This is a genomic window from Baekduia sp., assembly GCF_035685985.1.
GTDB lineage: Bacteria > Actinomycetota > Thermoleophilia > Solirubrobacterales > Solirubrobacteraceae > Baekduia.
Genome location: NZ_DASRZV010000017.1, coordinates 173,710 through 199,375, shown reverse-complemented (window position 1 = coordinate 199,375; position 25,666 = coordinate 173,710). Strand labels below are relative to the sequence as shown.

Genomic DNA, 25,666 nt, shown 5'->3' with positions numbered 1-25,666 from the left:
ACTCCCGATGCCCACGGGACGGGGCCGCCCAAACGCGGGTCCGGGCGCCAATTCGCGGGTACGTCGTCGGATGCCGCATGTTCGACTGGCTGACGCAGCAGATCTCCGACCGCCCTTGGACCTATCTGCTGGTGTTCGTGGCGGCCGGCGGGGACGTCCTGGTGCCGCTGATCCCGTCCGAGACGGTGGCCGTGGAGCGGTGGCGGCGCTTCCAGCGCCGGCGCGGGCGGGCGCGTCACGCCAGGTCGAACGTCCGATCGGCGTGCAGGCGGACCGGCGCGCCGAGGAAGCCGTCGCCGGTCATCGCGGCCATGACCGCCGGGTCGTCGGTCTTGGCCGCCGCGCGCTCGCCGTCGGCGGTCAGCGCGAACAGGATGCCGTAGCTCGGAGCGCCGTCGCGGTCGTAGATCAGCGTGCAGGTCTCGGCGATCCCGTCGCCCTCGGCGGGCCGCGCGACGGCGCGCGCGGGTGGCGCGTCGACGACGGGCTCCAGCGAGGCGTAGGCCCTGCTCGGCGGCGCGTTGCCGTACAGGCCGAGCGCGTGCTTGGTCGCGTACCAGCCCAGCGCGGTGCTGAGCCCGAGCGTGCCGGCGGGCGCCGCGCGCAGCCGGCGCGCGACGGCGACGATGCCGTGCGTGGCGTAGTTGTTGCCCGGGCCGCCGAAGAACGTCAGGCCGCCGGTGCAGGTGAGCGGGCGGTCGGGGTCGTCCAGCGGCAGGCCCAGCTCGGTCGCCGCGAGCTGGACGGCGGCCGGGAAGCAGGAGTACAGGTCGATCGGGCCGAGGTCGTCCGGGCCGATTCCGGCGTGCGCGAAGAGCGCCTCGCCGCAGGCGCGGATCGCCGGCGAGCGGTGCAGCTCGGCCCGCTCGCTGACGAACCACTCGTCGGTCGCGCGGGCGCCCGCGTGCACGAACACCCAGCGGTCGCGCGGCACGCCGAGCGCCTCGGCGGTCGCGACCGACGTCAGGATGACCGCGGCGCCCTGGTCGACCTGGATGTTGGAGTTCAGCAGCTTGGTGTAGGGGAACGTGACCTGGCGGTTGGCGGCGCTCGGCGTGGCCAGCTCGTCGGCGCCGTAGGCCGTCGGCGACCACGCGGCGGGCTGGGTCGCCGCGACCGCGCTGAAGCGCGACCAGAGGCCCGCGATCGTGCGCAGGTGCGCGGCCGGCGTGGCGCCCGAGGCGGCGCGGATCGCGTTCTCGATCAAGGGATAGGCCATGATCGGCGCGATCATCCCCACGGCGCTCTCGGCCTCGGTGCTCGCGGCCCGCTCGCCCTCCAGGACCTCGTCGGCGGCGCGGTCGGGGTCGGGGGCGGGCCAGTCGGGCGCCGCGCCCTCGCGGGCCAGCCGGGCGACCGTGCTCAGCGCCTCGGCGCCGCCGACGATCGCGGCGTCCAGCGTCCCGGCCTGGATCCGCCCCGCGAGCACGTTGACCAGCAGCTGCGGGCCGTTGCCGCCCTGCAGCGAGGAGCGCAGCGTCGGGACGTCGTCGCCGATCCCGAGCAGCCGCGCGGCGCGGCGCCCCGGGTCGCCGTCCGGCCACGCGGCGGGCGGCACCGCGCCGATCGCGCCCACCCGCTCCAGCAGCGCGTCGCCGGCGGCGGCGCCCGCGTCCTCCAGCGCCGCGCGCACGGCCACGGCCATCAGCGCGGCGGGCTCGGTCGGCCCGGCGTCGCCGGGACGGCGCGTCACCTCCCCGAGGCCGACGAGGACGGGCGCGTGCGGATCGGCGGCGGCGGGCATCGCCGCGGGAGCCTATTCCGCGCGCGAGCCCGAGCCTGACGTCGATCGCGGGCGCCTCGCCGTCCATCCACCGCTCGACGTCGGCTCCTGGAGCGCCCGCAACCGCCCGGCGACCGCGATCGCGCCCGCGACGAGCAGGCCGAGCAGCGCGATCCCGCCGACGACCGGCCCCAGCGCGACCGCGCGCTCATCCCGAGGTCCTCGGCGATCAGCCGCTGCAGCGGCTGCAGCGCCGTGGTCAACACGAGGTAGGGCGTCAGCGCCAGCAGCACGAGCGCCACGGCGGCCGAGTAGCGATCGGCGAGCGGTCCGCGGAAGCTCCGCATCGGTTGGCGCTACCCGACGCCCGCGGACGGGCAACCGGCCGTCGTCGCTCAGGCCGGCGCGCGCAGCGCGAGCACCACCGTCGTCAGGTCCTCGGGCACGTCGAGGCTCAGGCCCGTCAGCTCGCGGACCCGCCGCAGGCGGTGGTCGAGCGTGTTGGGGTGGATGTGCAGCAGCTCGGCGGTGCGCTTGCGGTCGCGGCGCAGCTCGACGTAGGTCGTGACGGTCTCCAGCAGCTCGCCCTCGCCGAGCGGGGCGAGCGCCCGGCGGCGCAGGTCGGCGGCGACGCGCGGCGCGCGCGCCAGCAGGACCTCGAGCGCCAGCTCGGGCAGCGCGATCGCGCCGGTCCGCCCGGCGCGCACCGCGACGTCGAGCCCGAGCCGGACGTCGGCCAGGCTCGCGGCGAGGTCGTCCCGCGCGACGGCGGCGTCGACGACCGCGACCGCCTCCGGCGGCAGCGCGGTCCCGGGCGCGCGACCGACCGCCGCCAGGCCGACGACGCGGTCGCCCTCGGTCAGCGCAAGCGTCCCGCCGCCGCGCAGCCCGGCCGCGACGCGCGCGTGGGCCCGCGCGCCCTCGCCCGGCAGCCCGACCGCGAACACCGCGTGCTCGCCCGCGACGACGAAGCCGAGCCGCTCCGCCGTCGCGTGGTGGCCGGCGGCCGGCGGCTCGCCGGCCAGCAGCACGTCCAGCAGCGCGCGCAGCCCGCGCTCCTCCTCGGAGACCAGGTGCGAGCGCTCCTCCAGGTAGGCCTCGGCGACCGTGCCGGTGGCGCGATCGAGGTACTCCATCACCAGCTCGGCCGCTCGCGGCAGCGCGTCGCGCTCGCCGGCGGCGGCGTCCGCGTCGGCCTCGGCGACCAGGACCTTCCACGCCGCGGTCCCGCCCATGCGGTAGGCGCGCAGCAGGTCCTCCAGCGGCATGCCCTCGGTCGCGCGGTTCTTGGCCGACGCGCGGAACTCGGCGAAGCGCTCGGTCGACGGCGGCGCGCCGCCCGCGACCCAGTCCAGGCAGAGGTCCAGGTTGTCGCGGATGATGTCGAGGATCTGGCCGCGCACGACCGTGTCGGGCAGCCGCTCGTAGCCCGGGATCGCGGTGCGGAACGTCGCGAGCATGCCCTCGGCGAGCGCGGTGCGGTCGATGCGCGCGACGAGCGCCGCCAATGCGGTCGGCGTCTCCTCCATTCCGGGCATTGTGACCGGTCACAACGAGGTTGTGAACGGCCCTCTGGATTCCGGGTCGCGTGGCGGGGGAGGATCGGAGGGTCCCGCCGCTGCGCCACGAACGGCGCGCGCTGTCCCAGGAGGTCCAGTGTCCCAACGTCGTCCCCTCGTCGTGGCCGCCGCCGCGGTCGCGCTCCTCGCCGCGGCCGGTCCGGCCTCGGCCGCCACCGCGCCCAAGGTCAAGCTCGCCACGCCGAGCCAGAGCGCGCTGCTGTCCGCGGGCGCCGCGGTCGCGAGCGTCCACGCCCCCGCCAAGAGCCGCGCGAGCGTCGCGCTCTACGCCGGCGGCCGCCGCGTCAGCGGCACGCGCACCCTGTCGTTCCGCCGCGCGCTGACGCTCAAGGTCGCCGTCGGCCTCACCTCCGGCGGCGCCACGCGGCTGCGCGCGTGCGACGCCCGGACCCTCGAGCTGCGCATGACCGTCCGGCGCAACGGCCGCAAGACCGTGACGATCCGCGACCGCCGCGCCCTCAAGCTCGACACGTCCCGCTGCGCCAAGCCGGGCACCACGCCCGCGCCCGCGCCGCTGCCCTCGGCGCCGGCGCCCGCGCCGGCGGGTCCGGCGGGCGTGCCGACCGACCCCGGGGCGATCAACGGCGGGCCGGTGACGCCGCCGGTCGAGAAGGCGCCGGTCATCGACGTCTCCAAGGCCGACCACTGCGAGATCCTCGTCCCCGGCCGCTGCCTGGGCACGTGGCCGAGCGACTACTTCACCAAGGCCGACGCCGACACGCCGACCGGCCGGCGCGTGAACCTCAAGGCCGCCGCGATGCCGCGCAACGCCGGCGACGTACCGCTCGACCCCACCGACATCGACCGGTCCGACGGCTTCAGCCCGGGCCAGGAGATCCTCGTCCATGTTGATGGCATGGACAACATGGCGGCGGGCGAGAAGACCGGCATCGTGCCGGTCACCGACCTCGCGCGCACCTACGACGACGACCAGCCGGTCGTGCTGATCGACGCCGCGACCGGGCAGCGCCAGCTGATCTGGGCCGAGCTGGACGCCAACGCGACCAGCGACGACCAGCGCGACCTGGCCATCCACCCGGCCAAGAACCTGATCGAGGGCCACCGCTACATCGTCGCCCTGCGCCACCTCGAGAAGGCCGACGGCACGGCGATCCCGGCCCACGACGCGTTCCGGATCTACCGCGACGACCTGCCCTCCGACCAGGCCGAGATCGAGGCGCGCCGCCCGCACTTCGAGTCGTTGTTCAAGTCCTTGGACGCCGCCGGCATCGCCCGCGACGACCTCTACCTCGCGTGGGACTTCACGGTCGCCAGCGTCAAGAACACGACCGGCCGGATGCTGCACATCCGCGACGACGCGTTCGCGCAGCTCGGCGACCACGACCTGGCCGACGGCGACGTGGCGGGCACCTCCCCCACGTTCGCGATCACGTCGGTCACGAACTACACCGCGGTGCAGAACACGCGGTGGGCCCGCCGCATCCGCGGCACGGTCACGGTCCCCTGCTACCTGAACGGCAGCGGGTCCGACCCGTGCGCGCCGGGCGCGACGTTCGACCTCGACGCCGACGGCAACCCGGTCCAGCACGGCACGACCAAGGCGCCGTTCAGCTGCAACATCCCGCGGGTCGTCATGGACGACACGTCGGCGAACGCCCCGAAGGCGCGGCCGACGATGTACGGCCACGGGCTCTTCGGGTCCTACACCCAGACCGACGGCGACAAGCGCGGCGACCTGGCGCAGGCCGGCGGCCTGATGATGTGCGGCACCGACTGGAAGGGCATGGCCAGCGACGACCAGCTCAACGTCGCCACGCACATCCTCACCGACATGTCCAACTTCTCCGAGCTGGCGGACCGCCTCCAGCAGGGGCTGTTGAACTTCCTCTACCTCGGCCGCGCGATGGTCCACCCCGGCGGCTTCGCGGCCGACCCGGCGTTCCGCGCCGACCGCGGGCACGGCGACGAGTCGCTGATCGACACGCGCCGGCTGTACTACACGGGCGTCAGCGAGGGCGGCATCCTCGGCGGCGCGCTGACGGCGATCGCCCCGGACTTCACGCGCGCGGCGCTCGTCGTCCCGGGCATGAACTACAGCGTGCTGCTGCCGCGCAGCACCGACTACCCGGACCCGTTCGGGACGATCCTCAACGCGTCCTACCCGGTGGAGAGCGACCGCCAGCTGATCCTCTCGATGGTCCAGCTGCTGTGGGATCGCGGCGAGCCCAACGGCTACGCCAACCACATGACCGACGACCCGCTGCCCAACACGCCGCGCCACCGCGTCGTGCTGGAGGCGGGCTTCGGCGACCACCAGGTGTCCAACGTGACGGCCGAGACCGAGGCGCGCACGATCGGCGCGTCGGTGCGGACGCCCGCGCTGGACCCGGGCCGCAGCCTCGACGTGACGCCGTTCTACGGCATCCCGGCGATCGCGTCGTGGCTGTTCACCGGCAACGGCCTGGTGATGTGGGACATCGGCCCGGCGCGCGTCGAGGGCGGGGTCAACCTCGGCACGCCGCCGGCGCCGACGACCAACACGCCGCCGGCGACCGGCGTCGACCCGCACGGCTACGCCGGCCAGGAGGCCGCCGCCAACAGCCAGGTCGCGCAGTTCCTCGACAACGGCGGGGCGCTGGTGGACACCTGCGGCGCGGCGCCGTGCTACGCCGCCGGGTACGCCGGCCCGTAGCGCGCGGGGTCGCGTCACCGGGATGACGTCGCGGGCCCGGCCCTGACCGGCCGGGCCCGGCGTCGTCCCTGCTCGACCGCCACGACACTAGGCGACCAAGGACATCACGTCGCTCGCCGGCGCCGGCGCGGGCGGCTCCTGCGTCGGCGGGTCGCCGTGCAGCAGCCAGCCGCCCTCGGGCGCGCGCGAGATCGCGCCGCTCTCGGTGAGCCGGCTGACCGCCGAGCTGACCGTCGGCCGCTGCAGGCACGTGATCTCGCCCAGCAGCTGGTGGGTCAGCGGCACCGGGACGCGCACGCCGGCGGGCGTGACCTTCCCCCAGCGGTCGGCGAGCTGCCACAGCGCCAGCAGCACGCGGGTGTCGGCGTGGCGGACGTAGGCGATCGACGCCTGCTGGACGAGCGTGCGGCAGCGGCGCGTCGCGCGTCCGATGAGCTGCGCGGTGATCGTCGGCCAGCGCGCGACGCGCACGGCGAAGCCCCGGTCGAGCACCGCGAAGGTCACCGGCTGCAGCGCGCGCCACGCGCTCGCGGACGCGACCGAGGCGACGACGTCGTCGCCGTCCCACGGCCGGATCAGGTCGCCGGGCCCCACGACCTCCGAGCACTCCCGGCTTGCCAGCGTCACGGTCCGGATCAGGAGCCCGTCGATCACCAGCAGGCCGAGGTGGCCCGGGATCTCCTCGGGCGCGAAGGACGGCGCCCACGGCCCCGGCTCCACCCACGCGCGCCGGGCGCCCGTGCGGCGGCGCAGGTGCTGGGCGATCTCGGGCTCCAGGCCCGCCAGCAGCTCGGGGTCGTGCTCGAAGACGCGGATCAGGCCGAGGGACGGACGCTCCATGCTCCCGAACTGCCCCGCGCGCGCGGGAGACCAACTGGGGAGCAGCCCCCATAAGGCCGCGGGGCCGCCCCTCGAATACCGTTGAGCCATGGAGCGCCGCTCCGACTCGCTGTTCTGGCGCCTGTTGGTCCCCAACGTGGCGGTCCTGACGACCGCCTGCGTCGTGCTGATCGTCGAGCCGGCCAACGGCCGCATCCCGGCCCTGGCCGGCGGCCTGGCCGTCATGGTCGTGGTCAACGCGCTCGTGCTGCGGCGCGCCACGGCGCCGCTGGCCCGGCTGACCACGCTGATGGGCCGCATCGACCCGATGCGCCCCGGCGAGCGTCTGCCGGTCCCGGCCCAGGAGTCCGAGATCCGCCTGCTGGCCGAGGCGTTCAACGACATGTTGGACCGCCTGGAGGCCGAGCGGCGCGAGGCGGGGATGCGCGCGCTCAACGAGCGCGAGGGCGAGCGGCGGCGCGTCGCGGGCGAGCTGCACGACCAGATCGGCCAGACGCTCACCGCGCTCGGGCTGCAGGCCGACCGCGTCGCGCTGCTGGCCGCCGACGAGGGCCTGCGCCGCGAGCTGCACGACCTGCGCGACGGCGTGCTGGCCAGCGTCGAGGACGTCCGGCGCCTGGCGCGCGAGCTGCGCCCCGAGGCGCTGGACACGCTCGGGCTGATCCCCGCGCTGACGAACCTCAGCGAGCGCATGACGCGCCGCACCGGCATCGAGATCCGCCGCCGCCTGGAGCGCGACCTGCCGCCGCTGGATCCCGACACCGAGATGGTCATCTACCGGATCGCCCAGGAGTCCCTGACCAACGCGGTGCGCCACGCGCGCCCGCGGACGATCGAGCTGACCATGCGCCGCGACGGCGACCGGCTGCTGCTCGACGTCTGCGACGACGGCGTCGGGATCGACGCGGAGCGCCGGCGGGAGAGCGGGATCCGCGGGATGCGCGAGCGCGCGCTGTCGATCGGCGCCGAGCTGCGGGTCGGGCGCCGCGCGAGCGGGAACGGCACCGAGGTGATGCTGGAGGTTCCGACGTGGCGACGCTGACGCGCCCGACGCGCGTGCTGATCGCCGACGACCACGCGATGGTCCGCCACGGCCTGCGGATGATCCTCGACGCCGAGCCGGACTTCGAGGTCGTGGCCGAGGCGGGCGACGGCGCCCAGGCCGTGGAGACCGTGCTGCGCGAGGACGTCGACCTCGCCGTGCTCGACGTGATGATGCCGCGGCTGACCGGCGTGCAGGCGGCGCGCCGGCTGACCGAGCGGCGTCCCGACCTGCGCGTGCTGATCCTGTCGATGCACGACAACGAGCAGTTCTTCTTCGAGGCGCTGCGCGCGGGCGCGTCGGGCTACGTGCTGAAGTCCGCCGCCCACGAGGACCTCGTCACGGCCTGCCGCGCGACGATGCGCGGCGAGCCGTTCCTGCACCCCGCCGGCGTCGCCGCGCTGGTCAGCGACTTCCTGGAGCGCGCGCCCGAGCTCGCCGCCGAGGACCCGCTGTCGGTGCGCGAGTCGGAGATCGTCAAGCTCATCGCCGAGGGCCTGACGAGCCGCGAGATCGGCGCGCTGCTGCACATCAGCGAGAAGACCGTCGAGCGCCACCGCAGCAACATCCTCGACAAGCTCGGCCTGCGCGATCGCGTGGCGCTGACGCGCTACGCGATCCGGCGCGGGCTGGTGGAGCCCTAGGCCGGCGCGGCGGTGCGCAGGCTGTAGCCGGTCTCGGGGTCGAACAGCTCCAGGCCGTGCGGGTCCAGCCAGAGGTCCAGCCGCGTGCCGCGTGCCAGCTCGCCGGTCGCCCCGGTCAGGCGCGCGACCAGCGCGCGGTCGGGGAGGTCGGCCGGCGCCGGCGGCGCGCTGAAGTGCGCCAGGACCTCGGCGCCCAGCTCCTCGGCGAGGTCGACCGTCGCCGCGAACCGCAGCGCCGGCAGCGCCGTGTCGGGCCGCTGCCGCGTGAGGTGCTCGGGCCGGATGCCCGCGACGACCGCGCGGCCGGCCAGCGTCGAGGCCGCCACCGCCTGGCGCAGGTCGTCGGGCAGCGGCGTGAAGCCCAGCGGCGTCGCCAGGCCGTCGTCGGCCAGCTCGCCGGGCAGGAAGTTCATCGGCGGCGAGCCGATGAAGCCCGCGACGAAGACGTTGGCCGGGCGCTGGTACAGGACCTTGGGCGGCCCGACCTGCTGGAGCACGCCGCCGCGCATGACCGCGACGCGGTCGCCGAGCGTCATCGCCTCGACCTGGTCGTGCGTCACGTACAACATGGTCGAGCCGAGGCGGTCCTGCAGGTGCGCGATCGACGCGCGCATCTGGACGCGCAGCTTGGCGTCGAGGTTGGACAGCGGCTCGTCCATCAGGAACGCCTTGGGCGCGCGCACGATCGCGCGGCCCATCGCCACGCGCTGGCGCTGGCCGCCCGACAGCGCGCCCGGCCGGCGGTCGAGGTGCTCGGTGAGGTCGAGCACCTCGGCCGCCTCGCGGACCTTGGCGTCGACCTCCGCCTTGGAGACCTTGGCCAGCTTCAGGGCGAAGCCCATGTTCTGGCGCACGGTCATCTGCGGGTACAACGCGTAGTTCTGGAAGACCATCGCGACGTCGCGGTCCTTGGGCGCGAGGTCGTTGACCACGCGGCCGTCGATCCGCAGCGCGCCGTCGGAGACCTCCTCCAGCCCGGCGACCATCCGCAGCGCGGTCGACTTCCCGCAGCCCGAGGGGCCGACGAGGATCAGCAGCTCGCCGTCGGCCACCTCGAGGTCGAGCCCGGACACCGCCTGGGTGCCGTCCGGGTAGCGCTTGGTCACGTCGTCGAAGACGATGCCGGCCATGGGTTCTCCTATTCCTTGAGAGCGCCGGACAGCATCCCGGCGATGAAGTGCCGCTGGAAGAAGAAGTACAACGCGACCACCGGGGCGGCCACGATCAGCGCGGCGGCCGACAGCAGCGAGTACTCGGTCAGGTGCGCGCCGCGGAAGAACGACAGCCCGAGCGGCGCCGTGCGCACGCTCTCCTTCGTGATCATGACCAAGGCCAACAGGAACTCGTTCCACGTCCACATGAAGGCCAGCGTGGCCATCGTCAGCAGCGCGGGCTTGCCGATCGGCATCAGCACGCGCCACAGCGTCTGCCACGAGTTGGCGCCGTCGACCGCCGCCGCGTCGACCAGCGCGCGCGGCACGCTGCGGAAGAAGTTGCGCATCCAGAACGTCCCGAAGGCCAGGATCCCCGCGGTCTGCGGCAGGATCAGCGACAGGTAGGTGTCGGTCAGGCCGAGGTCGCGCAGCTCGAAGTACTGCGGGACGACGACGGCCTCCGAGGGCACGACGATCCCCATCACCAACAGCGCGAACAGGACGGTGCGCCCGCGGAACTCCATCGTCGCGAACGCGTAGCCCGAGAGGATCGAGACGAAGCAGCACAGCACGGTCGCGCTGGTCGAGACGATCACGCTCGACACCAGGTAGGTGGAGAAGTGCCCCTCCTTCCACGCGTCGGAGAAGTTCGACAGGTGGATGCCGTCGCCGAAGCCGAACTGCGGCGTCGACGAGGACGGGTCGCCCAGCGCCGAGCTGACCAGCCCGATCAGCGGGAAGATCGTCAGCAGCGCGAAGAAGCCGAGGACCGCGTAGTTCATCGCGACCTCGTTGCGGGTCAGCCTCATGAGTCCCTCACGTCCAGTCGGTTGATCGCCGCGACCAGCACGCCGATGATCACCAGCAGGGTGATCCCGATCGCGCTCGCCGAGCCCACCGCGTTGGCCTCGAAGGCCTGGTGGTAGACCTGGAAGGCCGGGACGGTCGTCGCGGTCCCCGGCCCGCCGCGGGTGGTGACGAAGATGACGTCGAAGTTGCGCAGCGCCGCGGTCACCGTCAGCGCCAGCGCGATCACGACCTGGCGGCGCAGCCCGGGCAGCGTGACCGCGAAGAACTCGGCGACGGGCCCGGCGCCGTCCAGCCGCGCCGCCTCGTAGAGCTCGCGCGGGATCTGCCCGATGCCGGCCAGGAACAGCACCAGGCAGAGGCCGATCTCCGTCCACGTGCCGATCAGGCCGACCGCCGGCAGCGCGGTCGAGAAGTCGCCGAGCCAGTCGTTGGTCAGCGACCCCAGGCCGACGGCCGAGAGCACGTCGTTGAGCACGCCCTCGGGCGCCATGATCATCGACCACGTCGTGGCGACCACGACCGACGCGACGACCTGCGGCAGGAACAGCACGACGCGGAACGCCGACAGGAACCGCAGCCGCGGCGCGCGGACGATGACGCCCGCCAGCAGCAGCCCGATCCCCACCGGGATGATCGCGTAGAACACGATCAACACGAGCGAGTGCACGAACGACGCGCGCAGCTGCGGGTCGGTGAACGCGTCGGCGTAGTTGTGCAGCCCGACCCACGTGCCCGGCGACAGGCCGTCCCAGCGGTAGAGCGAGATCCACGCGCTGTGGCCGAGCGGGACGAGCAGGAACAGGGTGTAGATGGCGAGCGCCGGCAGCAGGTAGACGTAGGCGATGCTCTGCTGCCGGCGCCCGGCGCGCCCGCGGCGCCGCGGGATGCCGTAGGCCTCGGCCTCCGCCGCCTCCGGACCGCCCTTGCGGGCGGTCGGGGCGGCGGCCGCGCCGGCGACCGCGTCACGCTGTTCGGCGACCTGCATGGCGCGCTCCACCTACTTGGTCGACTTGAAGCTGTCGACTTCCTTCTGCAGGGCGTCCGCCGCTTGGCTCGCCGACGTCCGCCCGGCGATCACCTGCTGCAGCTGCGCGGTGATCACGTCGTAGAAGTCGGGCGTCGCGTAGTCCAGGTAGGGCGCCATCGTCCCGGCGTCGAGCACCTTGGCGATGTTGGACCCCAACTCGCCCTGCAGCGAGTCCGCCGGCGACTTGAACGCGCCGCCCTGGTTGGCCGGCAGGTCGCCGGACTTGGCGATGATGTCGGCCGCCTCGGGCCCGTTGAGGTAGTCGATGTAGGCCGCCGCGGCGTCGGGGTGCGGGCTCTTGGACGTCACGGCCCACAGGAGCCCGAGGCCGCCGAGCGCCGCCGGGGCCGCGCCGGACGACGGGGCCAACGCGACGAAGCCGACGTCGTCGGAGCTCTTGAACGTGCCGCCCCACCAGGAGCCGCTGACGTAGAACGCCGCCTTGCCCTTCTGGAAGTCCGCGCCGGCCTGCGCCTCGGTCTTGCCGTTGGCGTCCTTGTTGATGTAGCCCTGCTTGGCCCAGTCGCCGAGCGTCGTCAGCGCCTGCACCGCCTTGGGGTCCTTCCACGACGCGCCGTCGCGGCCGAAGACGAGGTCGTTGACGAGCTTCGGGCCCGCGAGGCTGGTGAGGATCGTGCCGAAGAGGTGGATCGTCGGCGACTTCGTCGAGGCGCCGAACTCGATCGGCTGGACCCCCGAGGCCTTCAACTTGGCCAGCTGCTCGACCAGCTCGGGGTAGCTGGTGGGCGGCTGGAGCCCCGCCTTGGCGAGCACGCTCTTGTTGTAGTACACGCCGACCAGCTCGGCGGTGCTGGAGACCCCGTACAGCTTGCCCGTGCCCCAGGTGCCGTCGTCGCCGACGCGGTTCTGGGCCAGCAGCGTGGCCGGGTAGCGCCGTTCCCACCCGTAGGCCTCGGCCCAGGGGTCGAGCGGGCGCACGAGCGCGGCCTTGGTGAAGGCCACCAGGTCGCCGTAGCCCTGGTTGACCTGGACGACGTCGGGCGGGGTGCCGGAGGAGAGCGCGAGCTTGAGCGTCGTCTTGAGGTCCTCGAAGGCCCGCGCGAGGCGCTTGACCTTGATGTTGGGGTACTTCTGCTCGAACCGGGCGTTGATCTCCTTCATCGCCTGGTTGGGGCCCGCGAACGTGTTCTTGTCCCACTCGGTGATCGTGACCTGGCCGAGCTTCGAGGCGTCGGTGACGACCGTCCTGGTCTCGCTCCGCGAGGTGGGCGAGGCGGCGTCGCCGCCGGGCGAGCACCCGGCGCCGACCAGCGCCGCGCCCGCGGCGCAGACCATCGCTGCACATCGCTGCGCAGTGTTCCAGCGAACCATGCGTACTGCTCCTCCGAGAGTTGGCGTTGCCGGAGGCGGCCGAGCGGGGTCGGCCGACCCGGTAATCGGGCCGGGCCGCGAGGGCGGCGCCGGCCGCGGGCGCGTGGGGCGCCCGACGGCCGGGGGAACGCGCGAGCGCCCTCGGCGACCCGGCCGCGCGACGCCTCCCGGCGAGTCGGCCGGCTGCGGCGAAGGGGAGAGAGATCGAGCGACAACATCCATACTTCCTGACGCGCGGCTTGAGCTGAGCGCCGTGTGCGAGCATCATATCGATTGTCGACCATCTGTGCCAGCCGTTTGGAAGGACTCCATCGATGAAGCGTGCCGACACCTCCCCCACCACCCCCCGACTGACGCTCGACCCCACCCCCAGCTCGCGGCGCTCGCAGGTGCTCGACGTCCTGCGCGACGCGATCCTCGACGGCTCCTTCGGCCCCGGCGAGCACCTCAAGCAGGACCGGCTCTGCACCCAGTTCGGGCTCAGCGCCGCCCCGGTGCGCGAGGCGCTGCGCGACCTGGAGAGCGAGGGGCTGGTCACGCACATCCCGCGCCAGGGCGTCGTCGTCTGCGACATCGCGCCCGGCGAGCTGCTCGGCCTGCTCGCGCCGGTCCGCCTCGCGATCGAGGCCTTCGCGCTGCCGCTGGCCGCGCGGCGCATGGACGACGCGACGTGGCAGCGGCTGGAGGGCATCGTCGCCGAGATGGGCGCGCCCGACGCGAGCCTCGCGCGCCTGAACGACCTCGACGTCGCGTTCCACGACACGGCGATCGCCGCCAGCGGCTCCCAGCACTCCGCGCAGCTGTGGCGCTCGGTGCTGCCGCGGATCCGCCTGCAGTTCCGCCGCCTGGCGCCGCTGCACGAGGACCTCGCCGAGATCCAGGACGAGCACCGGCGCCTGCTCGACGCGCTGCGCACGCGCGAGGACGCGACGATCGCCGCCGCGCTGGAGGAGCACATCCTCGGCTCGGCGCGGGAGCTGCTGGAGCGCGAGCCCCCGTCAGGCCAGGCGTAGGACCCGCGGCTGGAAGGGCGCCAGCGCGACCGGCCGCGCGAGGTCCACGTCCTCCCCGCTCCAGAGGTCGGCGACCGGCGCGGGGCCGGCGTCGAGCGCGAGGTGGCAGTCGACCGCGTCGGGGCCGAGGTTGACGACGACCAGCGCCGCGCGGCCGTCCAGCGTCCGGCGCGCGACGAGCACGTCGTCGCACGAGGCGGCCTCGGGCAGGTACTCGCAGCGGCCGGTGGCCAGCTCGGGGTGCTCGCGGCGCAGCCGCAGCGCGCGGGCCAGCTCGTCCTGGATCTGCTCCTCGCCGCCCATGAACGTCATGAACCCGCCGGGCGCGGCGAGCGCGAAGAGCGCGGTCAGCGCGACCGTCGCCTCGCTGCCGAAGCGCTCGCGCCGCCACTGCTGCCCGGGGAGCCGCCACCAGATCGAGTCGTGGGAGTCGACGTGGTGGATGATGCCCGCGCCCGGCGGCAGCGCCCGGTCGCGCTCGCCCAGCCAGCGCGCGAGGTCGCGCGCGTCGCGGACCAGCCGCCACGGCCGCTGCGGGTTGCGCGCGTCGGCGTAGAGCGACTCGACCAGCCAGTGCTCGTCGTAGTTGTAGGTCGCGTCGACCGCGCCGCGGAACAGCGCGCCGGTCGGCTCGGTGTAGACGATCGCGTCGGGCTTGGCGGCGCGCAGGCGCGCGCGCAGCTCCTCCAGCAGGCCCAGCGACGCCATCGCGCCGTAGCTCGCGCGGTGCCCGCGGCCCTCGGCCCAGGTGGCGTAGTTGTTGTAGGTCGGCGCGTCGACGCGGAAGCCGTCGACGTCCAGGCGCGCGACGAGGTCCAGGCACGCGTCCAGGAAGTAGGCCTGCCACGCCGGCGACGCGATGTCGAAGGCCTTGGTGTAGCGGCGCGTGATCGCGCCGGCCGAGTCCTTCATGAACCACTCGGGGTACTCGTCGGCCAGCGCCGCGCGCTCCGGGGACCCGGCGCTCCAGTAGGGCGCGTACTCGACGATGTGCCGGCTCCAGGCGACGTCCTCGGCGGTGTCCAGCAGGTAGGCGATCCGGCCCTCGCCGAGGCGGTCGGCGTACGGCCCCGCGTGCACGCCGGCCAGCGTGTCGGCCATGACCTCCCGGTCGATCAGGCCGTGCAGGATGATGTCCACGATGACGCGCATCCCGCGGCGGTGGCACTCGTCCACCAGCGCCCGCAGTTGCGCCTCGTCCCCATAGGTGGTGGTGACGTCGGCGTAGTCGTGGACGTTGTAGCTGGGGTACGGGTGGCGCGGCATCAGCTGCAGGACGTCGAAGCCGAGCGCCTGCAGGCGGTCGAGGTCGGCGCGCAGGTCGGCGACCTCGGGGTAGCGCTCGTAGCGCACCCCGTCGGCGAAGACCGAGAAGCCGACGTGCGCCTCGTAGACGTGCGCGGCGCCCAGCCACGCGGGGCGGTCGGCGGGCGCGGCGATCCCCAGGCGCGCGTACCAGGCGGGCAGCCGGTCGCGGACCTCCTCCCACGGCGCGCGGGCGACGTCCAGCCAGACCGTCCCCCACGTCAGCCCGGCGGCGTCGTCGAGGCGACCGGCCAGGTTGGTGTTCAACACGAGCGTCGCGGCGTCGTCGTCCACCTCCAGGCGCCCGCCGCCCAGCTCGGTGCGGCACAGCGGCCACAGCGCGATCGTCGCCGGGTCGTCGTGGGCGCTCAGCGCGACCAGGCCCGGCGAGCCGAACGTGTCGGCGGCGCCGAAGATCCGCAGCGGGGCGTCGACCGCGGCCAGCTCGACGCCGGGGCGCTGCTGGTTGCCGGGCGCGTGCAGCGCCCAGGCGGCGCGGTCCTCCACGCCGACGCCGACGGACACGACGACGTCGCGCAGCGCCACCGGCGCGGCGCCGGGCGCGCGGCGCAGCGTGAAGCCGAGCGCGACGTGCGGCGCGCGGTCGTGCAAGGTGTAGGCGAGGTCGAGCTCCCAGGCGTCCTGGCGGGCGGTCGCGACCAGGCGCGCGTGGTCGCCATGGTCCTCGCGGCGGGTGGCGACCAGCCGCAGCGCGTCGAGCGCGAGCCGCTCGGCGCCGGGGTACTCCAGGCCGCCGATCGGGCGCGTCGCCTCCTCCCCGCCCCAGACGACCTCGAGCGCGAGGCTCAGCGGGACCGTGGGCGCGGCGGCGGCGCCCGGGCCCGCGGGCACGAGCGCGACCGGCAGGCCGGTCGCGTCGTCGAGGCGCAGCGCGGTCGGCGCGCCGGGAGCGTGGACGTCGAGGTGGGTCAGGCCGGTCATCAGGCCGCCAGGAGGGTCGGGTGGCCGGTGTAGCGCGCGACGGCGTCGGGGTCCAGCTCGATCCCGAGCCCCGGACGATCGGGGATCGCCAGCAGCCCGTCGTCGTCCAGCGCGAAGCGCGGGCCGGCCAGCTCGTCGATGTACGGCGAGCCGGTCTTGAACTCCACCAGCTCGGTGTTGGGCAGCGCCGCGGCCAGCTGCAGGTCGGCGGCCAGGCCGATCGCCGTGTTCCAGCCGTGGCCGACGAACGCGACGCCGTGGTCGTCGGCGGCCCAGGCGATCCGGCGCTGCTCGCTGAGGCCGCCGACCTTGGTGACGTCGGGCTGGACGACGTCGAACGCGCCCGCGGCCAGCCACGGGTGGAAGGTCTGGCGGCGGGTGAGCGTCTCGCCGCCGGCGATCGGGACCGGCGAGCGGCGGCGCAGCTGCGCGAAGTCCTCCAGCGCGTCGGGGCGCAGCGGCTCCTCGAACCACGCCACGCCGTAGGAGGCGAGCATGCCGGCGGTGCGCAGCGCCCACTTGTAGTGGTTGGGCCAGAAGCCGTCGCTGCCGCCGGCGTCGACCATCAACATGGCCTCGTCGCCGATCGCCGCGCGCGCGGCCGCGACGATCGCCTCGTCCTCGCGCGCGGACTGCCGGCCGAACGGGCCCCAGCCGATCTTGAACGCGCGGAAGCCCTCGTCGACCAAGGCCGCCAACCGCTCGGCCATCGCCTCCGGCGCGTCCATCAGCAGCGAGGCGTAGGGCTTGACGTGGGTGCGGTAGGTGCCGCCGAGCAGGCGGCCGACGGGCTGGCCGGTGACCTGGCCGAGGATGTCCCACAGCGCGACGTCGATGCCGGAGATCGCGTGGGTCAGCGCGCCGCCGCGGCCGAGCCAGAACGTGTGCTGGTGCAGGCGCTCGGCGACGCGCTCGGGCTCCAGCGCGCTCTCCCCCACGCACAGCGGCGCGAGGACGTCGAGCGCCGCGCGGACCAGGTCCTCGCTGGTGTACACGCTGCCGACCCCGACGACGCCCTCGGTCGTGTGCACGACGACGAGCGTGTGCAGGACGTCGTCCGGGCGGCTGTCGACGGTCCAGCCACCCAGCGGCGTCGCCCCTCGCAGCCCGGCGGCCTCGATGCGCGTGATCTCCATGGCCGCGATCCTAGCAGTCGTCGACAATCGATTTGTAGCGGTGAGAGCGTCCGGCGGAAGACGCGGTGCCAAGGACATCATTTGCGCCAGCAAGCGAATCGGGGACAAAAAAAGGGCGTGCCGCGCGGGCACGCGGAGACGGCGGCCGCCGCCCTCCCGAGGGAGGACGACGACCGCCTGGGCCTCACGTCAGACGCCCGGCGGCGCGAGCTCGATCACCTCCCCGCCGTAGGGCCGCAGGCGCACCTCGTGGCGACGACCGACCGGCAGGAACCGCTCCGGGCTCCACGTGGTCCGGTCCGCCTCCGTCGACGGCATCCCGAGCCGGCGGGCGCGCCAGCCGCCCCACCGGCGCAGGTCGAGCTCCGCCGCCTCGTGCTCGCCGGACGCGTTGGCCAGCACGAGCAGCGCCCGCTCGCCGCCGACCCGCGCGAATGCCTCCACCTTGCGCGACGACGACGCGATCCGCACCTGCGGGGTCGCGTCGAAGGCCGGGTGGTGGGACCGCAGGTGGATCAGCTGCGCCAGGCGCGACATCACCGAGCGCTCGTCGATCATCTGGCGCCGGACCGAGCGCCGCCGGTACTCCGGCTCGGGCCGGTAGCCCCGCGCGGTGGCCCGCGTCCAGCCGCCCGCGGCCGCCGAGATCCACGGCACCAGGCACCGGTTCGGGTCGCGGACGTCGTGGGCGTTGGCGTCCGGGTCGCCGCCCCAGCCGCCCATGTCGGTCTGGTAGACCAGCGGCAGCCCGTCGCTGAGGACCGTCAAGGCCATCAACATGACGAACGCCTCCTCGGACGGGACGAGGTTGCGCACCGGCAGCGTCAGGCCGTTGCCGCCGAAGCAGACGTGGTTCCCGCCCGGCCCGCCGTGGCGCGCGATCAGCGCGTCCTTGAACGGGACGTAGCGCAGCTGGCGCTCGTCGTGGCTGCCGAGGAAGCGCAGCAGCCGGCCCTCGGTCGACGGCAGCGACCCCCAGTAGGACCGCAGCGGCGTCCAGTCGCCCTCGTCGAGCGAGTGGACCAGCGTCGGCATCCACGTGAAGTCGTAGGCGGCGTGCGCCAGCCCCGGACCCAGCCAGCGCGCGATGTCGCGCGTGAAGCCGCCGGCCTCGGCGAGCATCAGCGGCGCGTCGCCGCCCGCCCGCGCCTCCAGGTGCGCGCGCACCTGGCGCAGCAGCTCGAACGCGGCCGGCTCGTGCTCGCCGGTCCGCGTCGTCAGCCGCTTGCCGGCGGCGTAGGCGATCGCGTCCCACCGCAGCCCCTGGTAGGCCCACGGGCCGACCATGGTGGCCGCGGCGGACTTCAGGTGCGCGATCACCGCGGGGTGCTCGACGTCCAGCTCCCACTGGGAGCCGTAGAACGTCGAGGCGCGCCACGCCTCCAGGCCCGGCTCCCAGCGCGTGCTGTCCAACCCGAAGATGTTGGTCTTGCCGCGCCAGGTCTCCATGACCTCGCGGTCGCGGGTCACGCGGAACCAGGACCGGTCGACCACGCCGCGGCGCAGCGTGTCCCGGACCTCCTGCGACTGCTCGTCGAGGTGGTTGGGGACGAAGTCGCCGATCGGGGCGATGCCCATCTCCGCGAGGTGGGCGTTGACCTCGACCAGCCGGGCCTCGCCGCCCAGCCCGTGGTCCACGCGCGTGTGGCTGAGCGGGCTGTAGGGACCGTCCTCGCTGTCGCGGCGGTAGGCCGTGACGGGCTGGGTGACCAGGCCGCTGAAGCCCATCCACCGCAGCGCGCCCGAGCGGGTGGTGAGCCCGGCCAGGCCGTTGGGGTCGAACGCCGGCAGGTAGGCCTGCATCAGCGTGCCCGTGTGCGGGTTCAACTTCATGTCCTTCTCCTTCGGACAAAAAAGGGGAACGGCCCCGCGCGGTCGCGCGGGGCCGGTGGAGCGGGCCGGGCCCCGCGCGAGACGCTGCGCGGGGCCCGGCGTGGTGCGACGACCTCAGGCGAGGTCGATCGAGATGCCGCCGGCGTCGGCCGAGCGGCGGATGCCGTCGACGACGCGCTCGACCGCGACGGCCGCGGCGCCGGGCAGGACCAGCTCCTCGCGACCCTGCGCGGCCGCGACCCAGTTGAAGGCCTGGTCGACGACCAGCTCCGTGTAGATCAGCGGGTCGGGGCCGAGCTCGGTGCCCGAGTCCCACCGGCGCAGGACCGGCAGGAAGTCGCCGGACGACGGCACGTAGCCGATGCCCTTCTGCGGGATGAAGGGCACCTCGAGCTTGCCCTCGCTGCCGAAGAGCGTGACGCCGGCCTGCTCGTCGGGCGCCATGCCGGTGGCCCAGCTGACGACGAGCTTGCCGGTGGCGCCGTTGGCCAGCTCCAGCCGCGCGACGACGGTGTCGTCGGCGACGAAGCCCGCGCCGTGCTGGGCGCGACCGGCCGCCCCGCTGCCCTTCGCCGACAGCCGGACGACCCGGTTGTCGGCGCCGAGCAGCACCTGCAGCGGCGCCACCAGGTGGCCGGCGAGGTCCGGCGTGACGCCGCCGTCCTCGCGCGACGCCCAGAAGTGCTCGGCGCCGGGGATGCCGGACTCGCGCGTCCAGTGCAGGGTCAGGCCGCGCAGCTCGCCGATGGCGCCGGCGCGCAGCTGCTCGGCCGCCCAGCGGACCGCGTGGGCGTTCTGGTAGCCGACCCCCAGGACCCGCCGCGTCCGGGCCGCGGCCTGCTCCATCTCGACCGCGTCCGCCAGCGACGTCGCCATCGGCTTCTCGACCAGCACGTGCGCCGCGGGCGCCACCCGGCCGCTGAGGGCCTCCAGCGTGGCGGCCTTGTGGAACGCGTGCGGGACGACGACCACGACGCCGTCGGGGCGCTCGTCGCGCAGCGCCTCGGTCAGCGACGCGTAGGCGCGCGGCGGCTCCTGGCCGTCGCGCACGTCGTAGCCGACCGCGCGCAGCTCGTCGAGCTTGCCCGCGTCGTTGTAGGAGTCGACGACCGCCTGGGCGCGCTCGACCGCGACGTCGACGACGCCGGTGATCGCGACGCCCGGGACCGAGCGCAGCGACGGGATGCGGTGCTCGGTGCCCTGGCGGCCGGTGCCGACCACGACGACCTTGAACGGCTCGGCGGCGGCGGCGTTGGTGGTGGTGTTGGTGTTCTCGTTCACTTCTCGCTCCTCGCGATGAAGAAGGACGGGCCCCGGCGGGAGTGCCGGGGCCCGGTGGAACGGGTGCGGTGGTGCCGGTGGCGCGGCGGGCCGCGACACCGGACGGGCGCGGCGCTCACGCCCGGCGCAGGCGGCCGGCGAGCACGAGCACGACGGCGGGCAGGAGCAGCAGCGCGCCGAGCGCGACGCGCAGCGACTCCGGGCTGTCCTTGGCGCCCAGCAGCGAGGACAGCGGGCCGATCACGACCGGCCCGGCGACCAGCGCCGTGTACATGTAGCGGCTGACCATCCCCGTGGCCCGGCCCTTGTGGTCGGGCCAGATGTGCGGGGCCTCACGCTGGGCCAGGCCCGCGATCGGCGCCATCCCGGCGGCCAGCAGGGCGAAGCCCGCGATCGCCGTCGGGATCGTGGCGGGGACGACGACGAGCGCGAGGCCCGCCAGCGCGACCAGCGCGCCGACCCGCGCCTGGCGGACGACGTCCCGCAGCGCCGCGACGTGCCGCGAGAGCATCCCGAGCGAGAGCCGCACCGCGGTCTCGGCCAGGGTGAACGCCAGCACGCCGAGCGTGGCCACCGTCTCCGACGCGCCCAGGCGCGTCAGGTAGATCGACGACCACAGGTAGCCGACCCCGACCGGCAGCGTCGCGCACGCCGACATCGCCGCGACGGCCCGCAGCCGGCGCGGGGCGCGCGGCCGCGGCGCCCCCTGCGTCCGGTGCGCGGGAGCCGCGGCGCGGCGGTCGACGTCGACCTCGGTCGCGCCGGGGTTGGGCAGGTGGCGCGCCGACCAGGCGAGCACCGCCAGGCCGGCGAGGCCGACCGCCAGCAGGTGCGGCCCGAGCGGCAGCCCGAGCGCGACGACCACCATGCCGGTGATCGCGGCGGCCACCGAGCCGAGCGAGAACAGGCCGTTGAGCACCTGGATGACCAGGCCGGCCTTGTCGCCCTTGACCTGCTCCTGCTGGTGGTCGTGGTGGGCCGACAGCCGCGTCCAGCCGACGTCGAAGAGCCCGTTGCCCAGGCCCACGACGAACAGCACGACGCCCAGGGCCACGATGTTCGGCGCGAAGCCGATCGCCGCGAAGGCCCCGAAATAGAACAGGCCGCCGGCCAGGAGCACCGCGCGGGCGCCGACGCGCTCCAGCAGCCGGCCGCCGACCGTGGAGGCCAGGAACATGCCGATCGGCCAGCCCGCCCAGCCGAGCGAGAGCGTGGCGTCGGAGGTGCGGGTCGACCGCTGGATCTCGGTGGAGCGGGCGCCGGCGTTGGGCTCCATGAACCCGTTGCCGAGCCCGAGGAGGCCGACCGCCAGGCCGACCTTCCGCGGCGGGGCGTCGTGCGGCCCGCCGCCGTTGTTGTCGTTCATGCAGAACTCCGTCTCTGCGTGATGGGATGCGGACGAGGGCCGGGGCCCCGCGCTGGCTGCGCGGGGCCCCGGCGTGCTCACTCAGGCGCGATCAGGAGGACTGACCGGCCGCGGCCACGATGGCCTCCGCGTTGGCGTGCATCCAGCGCAGCGCCTCGACCAGCGCCTGGGCGGCGTCGGCCTCGCGCAGGAACGAGTGCTGGATGGTGATGCCGGTGCGGAAGATCTCGTGCGCGACGGGGAGGTTGGCCCGGCTGGGGTCGATCGCCCGGACGTACTCCTCGGACACGAGGTGGCGCTTCTTGCTGAGCGGGTTGTAGACCGGCGAGCGGTAGCCCGCCTCGCCGCCGCCCAGCGGGTCGTACGTCGGCAGGACCAGCTGGGACTCGCCCTCGCCGAGCAGGGCGTGCAGGACCTCGCGGAACAGCGCGTTGTCCATGCCCGCGAACTGCTGGGGGTCGTAGGCGAAGGCCAGCATGTAGGCCACGGGGTGCGTGACCTCGTCCTGCCTGCGGTACGTGATGCCGGGCACCGTCGGGAGCAGCTCCTCCAGCGCCCGGATCGACGCCTCCCGCAGCGCGTACTGCTGCGGGAACCGCTCGGTCTGGGCGGTGCCCAGCGCGGCGGTGACGCCGTTCATCCGGTAGTTGCCGGACTGCGCCCCGAAGGGGGCCAGGTCCAGCGCGTCGACCCGCCGGCGCCAGTGCGCGGTGAGCGCGTCGGCCTCGGCGGAGGCGGGGATGAGCGGCTGGTCCTCGCGCCCGCAGGAGACCAGCGACCGCAGCCGCTGCTCCAGGAGCGGGACGCCCGTGACCATGACGCCGCCCTCACCGCCGGAGGTGAAGCCCTTGGAGCCCTGCAGGGAGTAGGACCCCGCGACGCCCCAGGTGCCGGCCGGCCGGCCGTCGATCACCGCGCCCACGGCGTGGGCGCAGTCCTCGATGAGGAACACGTTGTAGGCCTTGCAGATCTCGGCCAGCCGCTTGACGTCCGCCGCCCGGTCGTACAGGTGGACGGCGATCACGGCCTTGGGGAACCGCTTGGTCCCGCGCGTCTTGCGCAGGTGCTCCTCGACGAGGTCCGGGTCGATCGTCCAGCTGCCGTTGCCGTCGATCAGCTCCGGGATGGCGTTGACGTCCAGGACGGCGCCGCCGGTGGCCTGCCAGGTCTCGCCCGGGATGAGGATCCGGTCCATCCACCCGATGTTGAGCGCCTCCAGGATGAGCTGGATGGCGTGGGTGCCGTTCGTGGTGGCGACGGCCTCGTGGGTCGCGGGCAGCTGCTGCATCCCGCGGAAGGCCTCCTCGAACGTCCGGACCTCCGGGCTGCCCAGGCCGAGCTGGTTGCCCAGCGACCGGGTGACCAGCTCCGCCTCGCGCTCCCCGTGCTCGGGCCACGACTGGGTCGGGGTCAGGAGCTGCGGGAGGGACAGGGCGGCCTTGACGTTGGAGATGCGCGACATGCGCGTCCCCTTTCTGTGCGTGGCGACGGTCCGTGCCGTCGCCGATGCGAACCGCGCCCCGGCGTTGGTGCCGGGGCGCGGGGGGCTGAAGGCCCCGTGCGGTCGCCCGCCTCGCGCGATGCGAGGCGGGGCGGGCGGCCACACGCGGCTGTCAGTCGGCGGTGAGGGTGTCCGGCGGCTCGACGGCCAGCAGGCGCCTCCCGCTGAGCAGGAAGCGCCAGGGCTGATGGGCGTCGGGGTCGTCGGGGGTGACGAGCAGCTCGATCTCGTGCGTGTCCAACCGGGAGACCGGGATCGGGACGACGATCAGCTCGGTCAGGCCGAAGGTGAGATACGCGGGGACGCCGCGCTCTTCCAGGAGGGCGAGCGGGCGGTGGTCGGCGTCGGTGGTGCGGAGGGCGGCGATGAGGGCGGCGCGGAGGGCGAGCAGGCCGTCGGCGATCGCCTGGGTGTCGTCGGCTCCGAGCTTGGTGCCGAAGTTGGCGACCAGCGGACGGAGGTGCGCGGGCGCCTGGATCACGGCCGCGGCCAGCTCGCGCGGGCTCGGGACGATCCTCTTGTGCTGCATGTCGGTCCTTCCTTGAACCGTTGGGGTGCTGCGGGTGGTGCGGTGGTGCGGGTGCTGCGGTGGTGCGAGAGAGGAAAAGAAGAAGAAGTGGCGGGGACGGTACGCGGGGCGCGCCCGATCGCCAAATCTCGCTTCGCTGGATGGTGTCCAGCATTGGACGAAGCTGTGCGCTTCAGTGCGCTCAGAGCTTCGCCGAATCGCCCTGGAGCCAGGATGCCGCTTCGCCCAAGTCCTTCAGGACGACGTCCGCGATGCCCAGGTCCAGGTCGCGCGTGTGGTCGTTGGGGATCGCGATGACGCCCATGCCCGCCGCCTTGGCCGAGGCCGCGCCGGCGGGCGTGTCCTCGATGGCGATCGCGGTGGCGGGGTCGATCCCGAGGCGCTCGGCGGCCAGGAGGTAGAGGTCGGGGTGCGGCTTGCCGTGGGCGACCTCGTCGCCGGTCGCGCGCACGGCCAGGACGTCGTCGAGGCCCAGCCGGGTCAGCACCGTGTCCACGAACGACCCGCGGCTGGAGCTGGCGAGGCCGACCGTGCGACCGGCGGCGATCGCGCGGACCGCGTCGGGCACGCCGGGCATCGCGGGCAGCTCGCCCGCCAGGTGCGGCGCGACCGCGTCGCGCAGGCCGGCGATGACGTCGTCCTCGTCGCGCGCCAGCAGCTCGGCCAGCTCGGCGACGAAGTCCGCCCGCCGTCGCCCGAGCGTGTTGGGGTACCAGGCGGCCAGCTCGGGGCGCCCGATCCCGTTCATGTAGGACACGAACCCCGCCTCGTACAGCGGCTCGGAGTCCACCAGGACCCCGTCCATGTCGAAGACGACCGGCCGCGGGGCGCTCACGCGTCGCCGGCGGCGCCGCCGGTGGTCGCCGGGTCCGGCAGGTACACGCGGATGTGGCGCTCGACCTCGTCGCCCAGCCGCGGCTCCGCGCCGTCGCGCAGCGCGTCCAGCAGCCGCTGGTGCTGGTCGGCGACGGCGGCCGGGTCGCGGTGGGCCGGCGCGTCGCGGCGGAAGTGGGCGCGGACGCGCGGCTCGATCGTGCGCCAGAGCTGCTCGCAGTGCGGTTGCCCGGCGCGGGTGACGACCAGCTCGTGGAAGCGGACGTCGGCGTCGGCCAACGCGTCGACGTCGCGGTCCTTCCCGGCGACGCGCATGGCGCGGATCAGGCGCTCCAGCTCGTCGAAGTCCTCCGGCGCGAGGTTCGGGCGCGCCTTCCGGAAGGCGAAGCGCTCCAAGGTCACGCGCAGCGGCACGAGCACCTCCTCGATCTCCTCCTGGGTCACGCCCAGGACCTCGGTCGCGCGGTAGGGCCGGGAGACGACCAGGCCCTCCTGCTCGAGCTGGCGCAGGGCCTCGCGGACGGGGGCGCGGCTGGTGCCGAGCTGCTCGGCCAGCTCGGTCTCGACCAGGCGGTGGCCGGGCTGCAGCTCCCCGGCGACGATCGCGCGGCGCAGGGTGGCCACGACCTGGTGGCGGCGGGAGATGGGGTCCAGCGGACCGATCGGGTTGGGCACCGGGGCTCCTTGACGGATGATTGTCGACAATGATACAGGTAGGAGCCCCCGCCCCCTCCCCCAACGAAGCGAGGACATCATGATCGGAGCGACCACCTGGGTGATCGCCGACGGCTACATCCCGCCCGCGAGCACCGGGCCCGAGCCGGCGATGACCAGCCACGACAGCGCCTGCGTCCTCAACGCCAACGACGCCGAGGCCCACGTCGAGATCACCCTGTACTTCACCGACCGCGAGCCGGTCGGCCCGTATCCGCTGACGATCGCTCCGCGGCGCGCGTTCCACCAGCGCTTCAACGACCTCGAGGGCCCCGAGCCGGTGCCGGTCGGCGTCGACTACTGCGCGCTGGTGCGCAGCGACGTCCCGGTGGTCGTCCAGCACACCCGCCTGGACAGCCGCCAGGCGGAGAACGCGCTCATGACCACGATCGCCTATCCGGCATGAC

General features: G+C 74.3%; 21 protein-coding genes. 5 read left to right on the top strand and 16 right to left on the bottom strand.

Annotation, left to right across the window (positions count from 1 at the left end; all coding sequences use genetic code 11):
* Window positions 1-235: 235 nt before the first annotated feature.
* Window positions 236-1,744: a hypothetical protein gene (locus VFG42_RS09940; RefSeq protein ID WP_324907855.1), complete on the bottom strand. Its 1,509-nt coding sequence runs from the start codon at window positions 1,742-1,744 to the stop codon at window positions 236-238.
* 374 nt (window positions 1,745-2,118) lie between these two features.
* Window positions 2,119-3,252, bottom strand: a complete 1,134-nt coding sequence (locus VFG42_RS09935) for a helix-turn-helix domain-containing protein (protein ID WP_324907853.1) — start codon at window positions 3,250-3,252, stop codon at window positions 2,119-2,121.
* Between the two features lie 151 nt (window positions 3,253-3,403).
* Between VFG42_RS09935 and VFG42_RS09930 the strand changes: the two genes are divergently transcribed.
* Window positions 3,404-5,956, top strand: a complete 2,553-nt coding sequence (locus VFG42_RS09930; protein WP_324907852.1) for a hypothetical protein — start codon at window positions 3,404-3,406, stop codon at window positions 5,954-5,956.
* 87 nt (window positions 5,957-6,043) lie between these two features.
* Here VFG42_RS09930 and VFG42_RS09925 read toward each other — a convergent pair whose 3' ends face one another.
* A complete protein-coding gene (locus VFG42_RS09925; RefSeq protein ID WP_324907850.1) occupies window positions 6,044-6,796 on the bottom strand; it encodes a Crp/Fnr family transcriptional regulator in 753 nt (250 codons plus the stop codon).
* Window positions 6,797-6,884: 88 nt separating this feature from the next.
* On the opposite strand from VFG42_RS09925, the gene VFG42_RS09920 reads away from it, so the two are divergent.
* Both VFG42_RS09920 and VFG42_RS09915 read left to right on the top strand, forming a co-directional pair.
* Complete coding sequence (locus VFG42_RS09920) at window positions 6,885-7,838, top strand: sensor histidine kinase (RefSeq protein WP_324907848.1); 954 nt, start codon at window positions 6,885-6,887, stop codon at window positions 7,836-7,838.
* Window positions 7,835-8,482 (top strand): response regulator transcription factor, encoded by a 648-nt coding sequence (locus VFG42_RS09915; RefSeq protein ID WP_349260407.1) that lies wholly within the window; start codon window positions 7,835-7,837, stop codon window positions 8,480-8,482. The genes VFG42_RS09920 and VFG42_RS09915 overlap by 4 nt, the downstream gene beginning before the upstream one ends.
* Here VFG42_RS09915 and VFG42_RS09910 read toward each other — a convergent pair.
* Genes VFG42_RS09910 through VFG42_RS09895 form a run of 4 tightly spaced genes read right to left on the bottom strand, consistent with a single transcriptional unit; the run spans window position 8,479 to window position 12,805 of the window.
* Entirely contained in the window at window positions 8,479-9,612 is a 1,134-nt protein-coding gene (locus VFG42_RS09910) for a sn-glycerol-3-phosphate ABC transporter ATP-binding protein UgpC (RefSeq protein WP_324907844.1), read from the bottom strand. The genes VFG42_RS09915 and VFG42_RS09910 overlap by 4 nt on opposite strands.
* Before the next feature lie 8 nt (window positions 9,613-9,620).
* Window positions 9,621-10,445 (bottom strand): carbohydrate ABC transporter permease, encoded by an 825-nt coding sequence (locus tag VFG42_RS09905; protein WP_324907842.1) that lies wholly within the window; start codon window positions 10,443-10,445, stop codon window positions 9,621-9,623.
* Window positions 10,442-11,431 carry a sugar ABC transporter permease gene (locus VFG42_RS09900; RefSeq protein ID WP_324907839.1) on the bottom strand — a complete coding sequence of 330 codons (990 nt, stop codon included), beginning with the start codon at window positions 11,429-11,431 and terminating at the stop codon, window positions 10,442-10,444. The genes VFG42_RS09905 and VFG42_RS09900 overlap by 4 nt, the downstream gene beginning before the upstream one ends.
* Before the next feature lie 12 nt (window positions 11,432-11,443).
* Window positions 11,444-12,805 (bottom strand): extracellular solute-binding protein, encoded by a 1,362-nt coding sequence (locus VFG42_RS09895; RefSeq protein WP_324907837.1) that lies wholly within the window; start codon window positions 12,803-12,805, stop codon window positions 11,444-11,446.
* Between the two features lie 314 nt (window positions 12,806-13,119).
* Between VFG42_RS09895 and VFG42_RS09890 the strand changes: the two genes are divergently transcribed.
* Window positions 13,120-13,818 carry a GntR family transcriptional regulator gene (locus VFG42_RS09890; RefSeq protein ID WP_324907835.1) on the top strand — a complete coding sequence of 233 codons (699 nt, stop codon included), beginning with the start codon at window positions 13,120-13,122 and terminating at the stop codon, window positions 13,816-13,818.
* On the opposite strand, the gene VFG42_RS09885 is transcribed toward VFG42_RS09890, so the two are convergent.
* From VFG42_RS09885 to VFG42_RS09845, 9 genes are all read right to left on the bottom strand, one after another.
* Window positions 13,804-16,065 carry an alpha-amylase family glycosyl hydrolase gene (locus VFG42_RS09885; RefSeq protein WP_324907833.1) on the bottom strand — a complete coding sequence of 754 codons (2,262 nt, stop codon included), beginning with the start codon at window positions 16,063-16,065 and terminating at the stop codon, window positions 13,804-13,806. The two genes, VFG42_RS09890 and VFG42_RS09885, sit on opposite strands and share 15 nt — an antisense overlap.
* On the bottom strand, window positions 16,065-17,201 hold the full coding sequence (locus tag VFG42_RS09880) for a mandelate racemase/muconate lactonizing enzyme family protein (protein ID WP_324907831.1): 1,137 nt from the start codon (window positions 17,199-17,201) through the stop codon (window positions 16,065-16,067). The genes VFG42_RS09885 and VFG42_RS09880 overlap by 1 nt, the downstream gene beginning before the upstream one ends.
* A 189-nt stretch (window positions 17,202-17,390) precedes the next feature.
* A complete protein-coding gene (locus VFG42_RS09875; RefSeq protein ID WP_324907829.1) occupies window positions 17,391-19,034 on the bottom strand; it encodes an alpha-amylase family glycosyl hydrolase in 1,644 nt (547 codons plus the stop codon).
* Window positions 19,035-19,148: 114 nt separating this feature from the next.
* Window positions 19,149-20,315 (bottom strand): Gfo/Idh/MocA family oxidoreductase, encoded by a 1,167-nt coding sequence (locus VFG42_RS09870; protein WP_324907827.1) that lies wholly within the window; start codon window positions 20,313-20,315, stop codon window positions 19,149-19,151.
* 115 nt (window positions 20,316-20,430) lie between these two features.
* Complete coding sequence (locus VFG42_RS09865) at window positions 20,431-21,681, bottom strand: MFS transporter (RefSeq protein ID WP_324907825.1); 1,251 nt, start codon at window positions 21,679-21,681, stop codon at window positions 20,431-20,433.
* 91 nt (window positions 21,682-21,772) lie between these two features.
* Entirely contained in the window at window positions 21,773-23,143 is a 1,371-nt protein-coding gene (locus VFG42_RS09860) for a DegT/DnrJ/EryC1/StrS family aminotransferase (RefSeq protein ID WP_324907823.1), read from the bottom strand.
* A gap of 151 nt (window positions 23,144-23,294) precedes the next feature.
* Window positions 23,295-23,711, bottom strand: coding sequence for a hypothetical protein (locus VFG42_RS09855; RefSeq protein ID WP_324907821.1), 417 nt, complete (start codon window positions 23,709-23,711; stop codon window positions 23,295-23,297).
* Between the two features lie 181 nt (window positions 23,712-23,892).
* Window positions 23,893-24,546 carry an HAD family phosphatase gene (locus VFG42_RS09850; protein WP_324907819.1) on the bottom strand — a complete coding sequence of 218 codons (654 nt, stop codon included), beginning with the start codon at window positions 24,544-24,546 and terminating at the stop codon, window positions 23,893-23,895.
* A complete protein-coding gene (locus VFG42_RS09845) occupies window positions 24,543-25,220 on the bottom strand; it encodes a GntR family transcriptional regulator (RefSeq protein WP_324907817.1) in 678 nt (225 codons plus the stop codon). Before VFG42_RS09845 ends, VFG42_RS09850 begins: the two co-directional genes overlap by 4 nt.
* A gap of 79 nt (window positions 25,221-25,299) precedes the next feature.
* Between VFG42_RS09845 and VFG42_RS09840 the strand changes: the two genes are divergently transcribed.
* A complete protein-coding gene (locus tag VFG42_RS09840; RefSeq protein ID WP_324907815.1) occupies window positions 25,300-25,665 on the top strand; it encodes a sensory rhodopsin transducer in 366 nt (121 codons plus the stop codon).
* Window position 25,666 lies beyond the last annotated feature (1 nt).

Coding starts and splice junctions, on each gene's coding strand:
- VFG42_RS09940 (WP_324907855.1), bottom strand. CDS start 1,744: ATGCCCGCCGCCGCCGATCCGCACGCGCCCGTCCTCGTCGGCCTCGGG.
- VFG42_RS09935 (WP_324907853.1), bottom strand. CDS start 3,252: ATGGAGGAGACGCCGACCGCATTGGCGGCGCTCGTCGCGCGCATCGAC.
- VFG42_RS09925 (WP_324907850.1), bottom strand. CDS start 6,796: ATGGAGCGTCCGTCCCTCGGCCTGATCCGCGTCTTCGAGCACGACCCC.
- VFG42_RS09920 (WP_324907848.1), top strand. CDS start 6,885: ATGGAGCGCCGCTCCGACTCGCTGTTCTGGCGCCTGTTGGTCCCCAAC.
- VFG42_RS09910 (WP_324907844.1), bottom strand. CDS start 9,612: ATGGCCGGCATCGTCTTCGACGACGTGACCAAGCGCTACCCGGACGGC.
- VFG42_RS09905 (WP_324907842.1), bottom strand. CDS start 10,445: ATGAGGCTGACCCGCAACGAGGTCGCGATGAACTACGCGGTCCTCGGC.
- VFG42_RS09900 (WP_324907839.1), bottom strand. CDS start 11,431: ATGCAGGTCGCCGAACAGCGTGACGCGGTCGCCGGCGCGGCCGCCGCC.
- VFG42_RS09895 (WP_324907837.1), bottom strand. CDS start 12,805: ATGGTTCGCTGGAACACTGCGCAGCGATGTGCAGCGATGGTCTGCGCC.
- VFG42_RS09890 (WP_324907835.1), top strand. CDS start 13,120: ATGAAGCGTGCCGACACCTCCCCCACCACCCCCCGACTGACGCTCGAC.
- VFG42_RS09885 (WP_324907833.1), bottom strand. CDS start 16,065: ATGACCGGCCTGACCCACCTCGACGTCCACGCTCCCGGCGCGCCGACC.
- VFG42_RS09880 (WP_324907831.1), bottom strand. CDS start 17,201: ATGGAGATCACGCGCATCGAGGCCGCCGGGCTGCGAGGGGCGACGCCG.
- VFG42_RS09875 (WP_324907829.1), bottom strand. CDS start 19,034: ATGAAGTTGAACCCGCACACGGGCACGCTGATGCAGGCCTACCTGCCG.
- VFG42_RS09865 (WP_324907825.1), bottom strand. CDS start 21,681: ATGAACGACAACAACGGCGGCGGGCCGCACGACGCCCCGCCGCGGAAG.
- VFG42_RS09860 (WP_324907823.1), bottom strand. CDS start 23,143: ATGTCGCGCATCTCCAACGTCAAGGCCGCCCTGTCCCTCCCGCAGCTC.
- VFG42_RS09855 (WP_324907821.1), bottom strand. CDS start 23,711: ATGCAGCACAAGAGGATCGTCCCGAGCCCGCGCGAGCTGGCCGCGGCC.
- VFG42_RS09840 (WP_324907815.1), top strand. CDS start 25,300: ATGATCGGAGCGACCACCTGGGTGATCGCCGACGGCTACATCCCGCCC.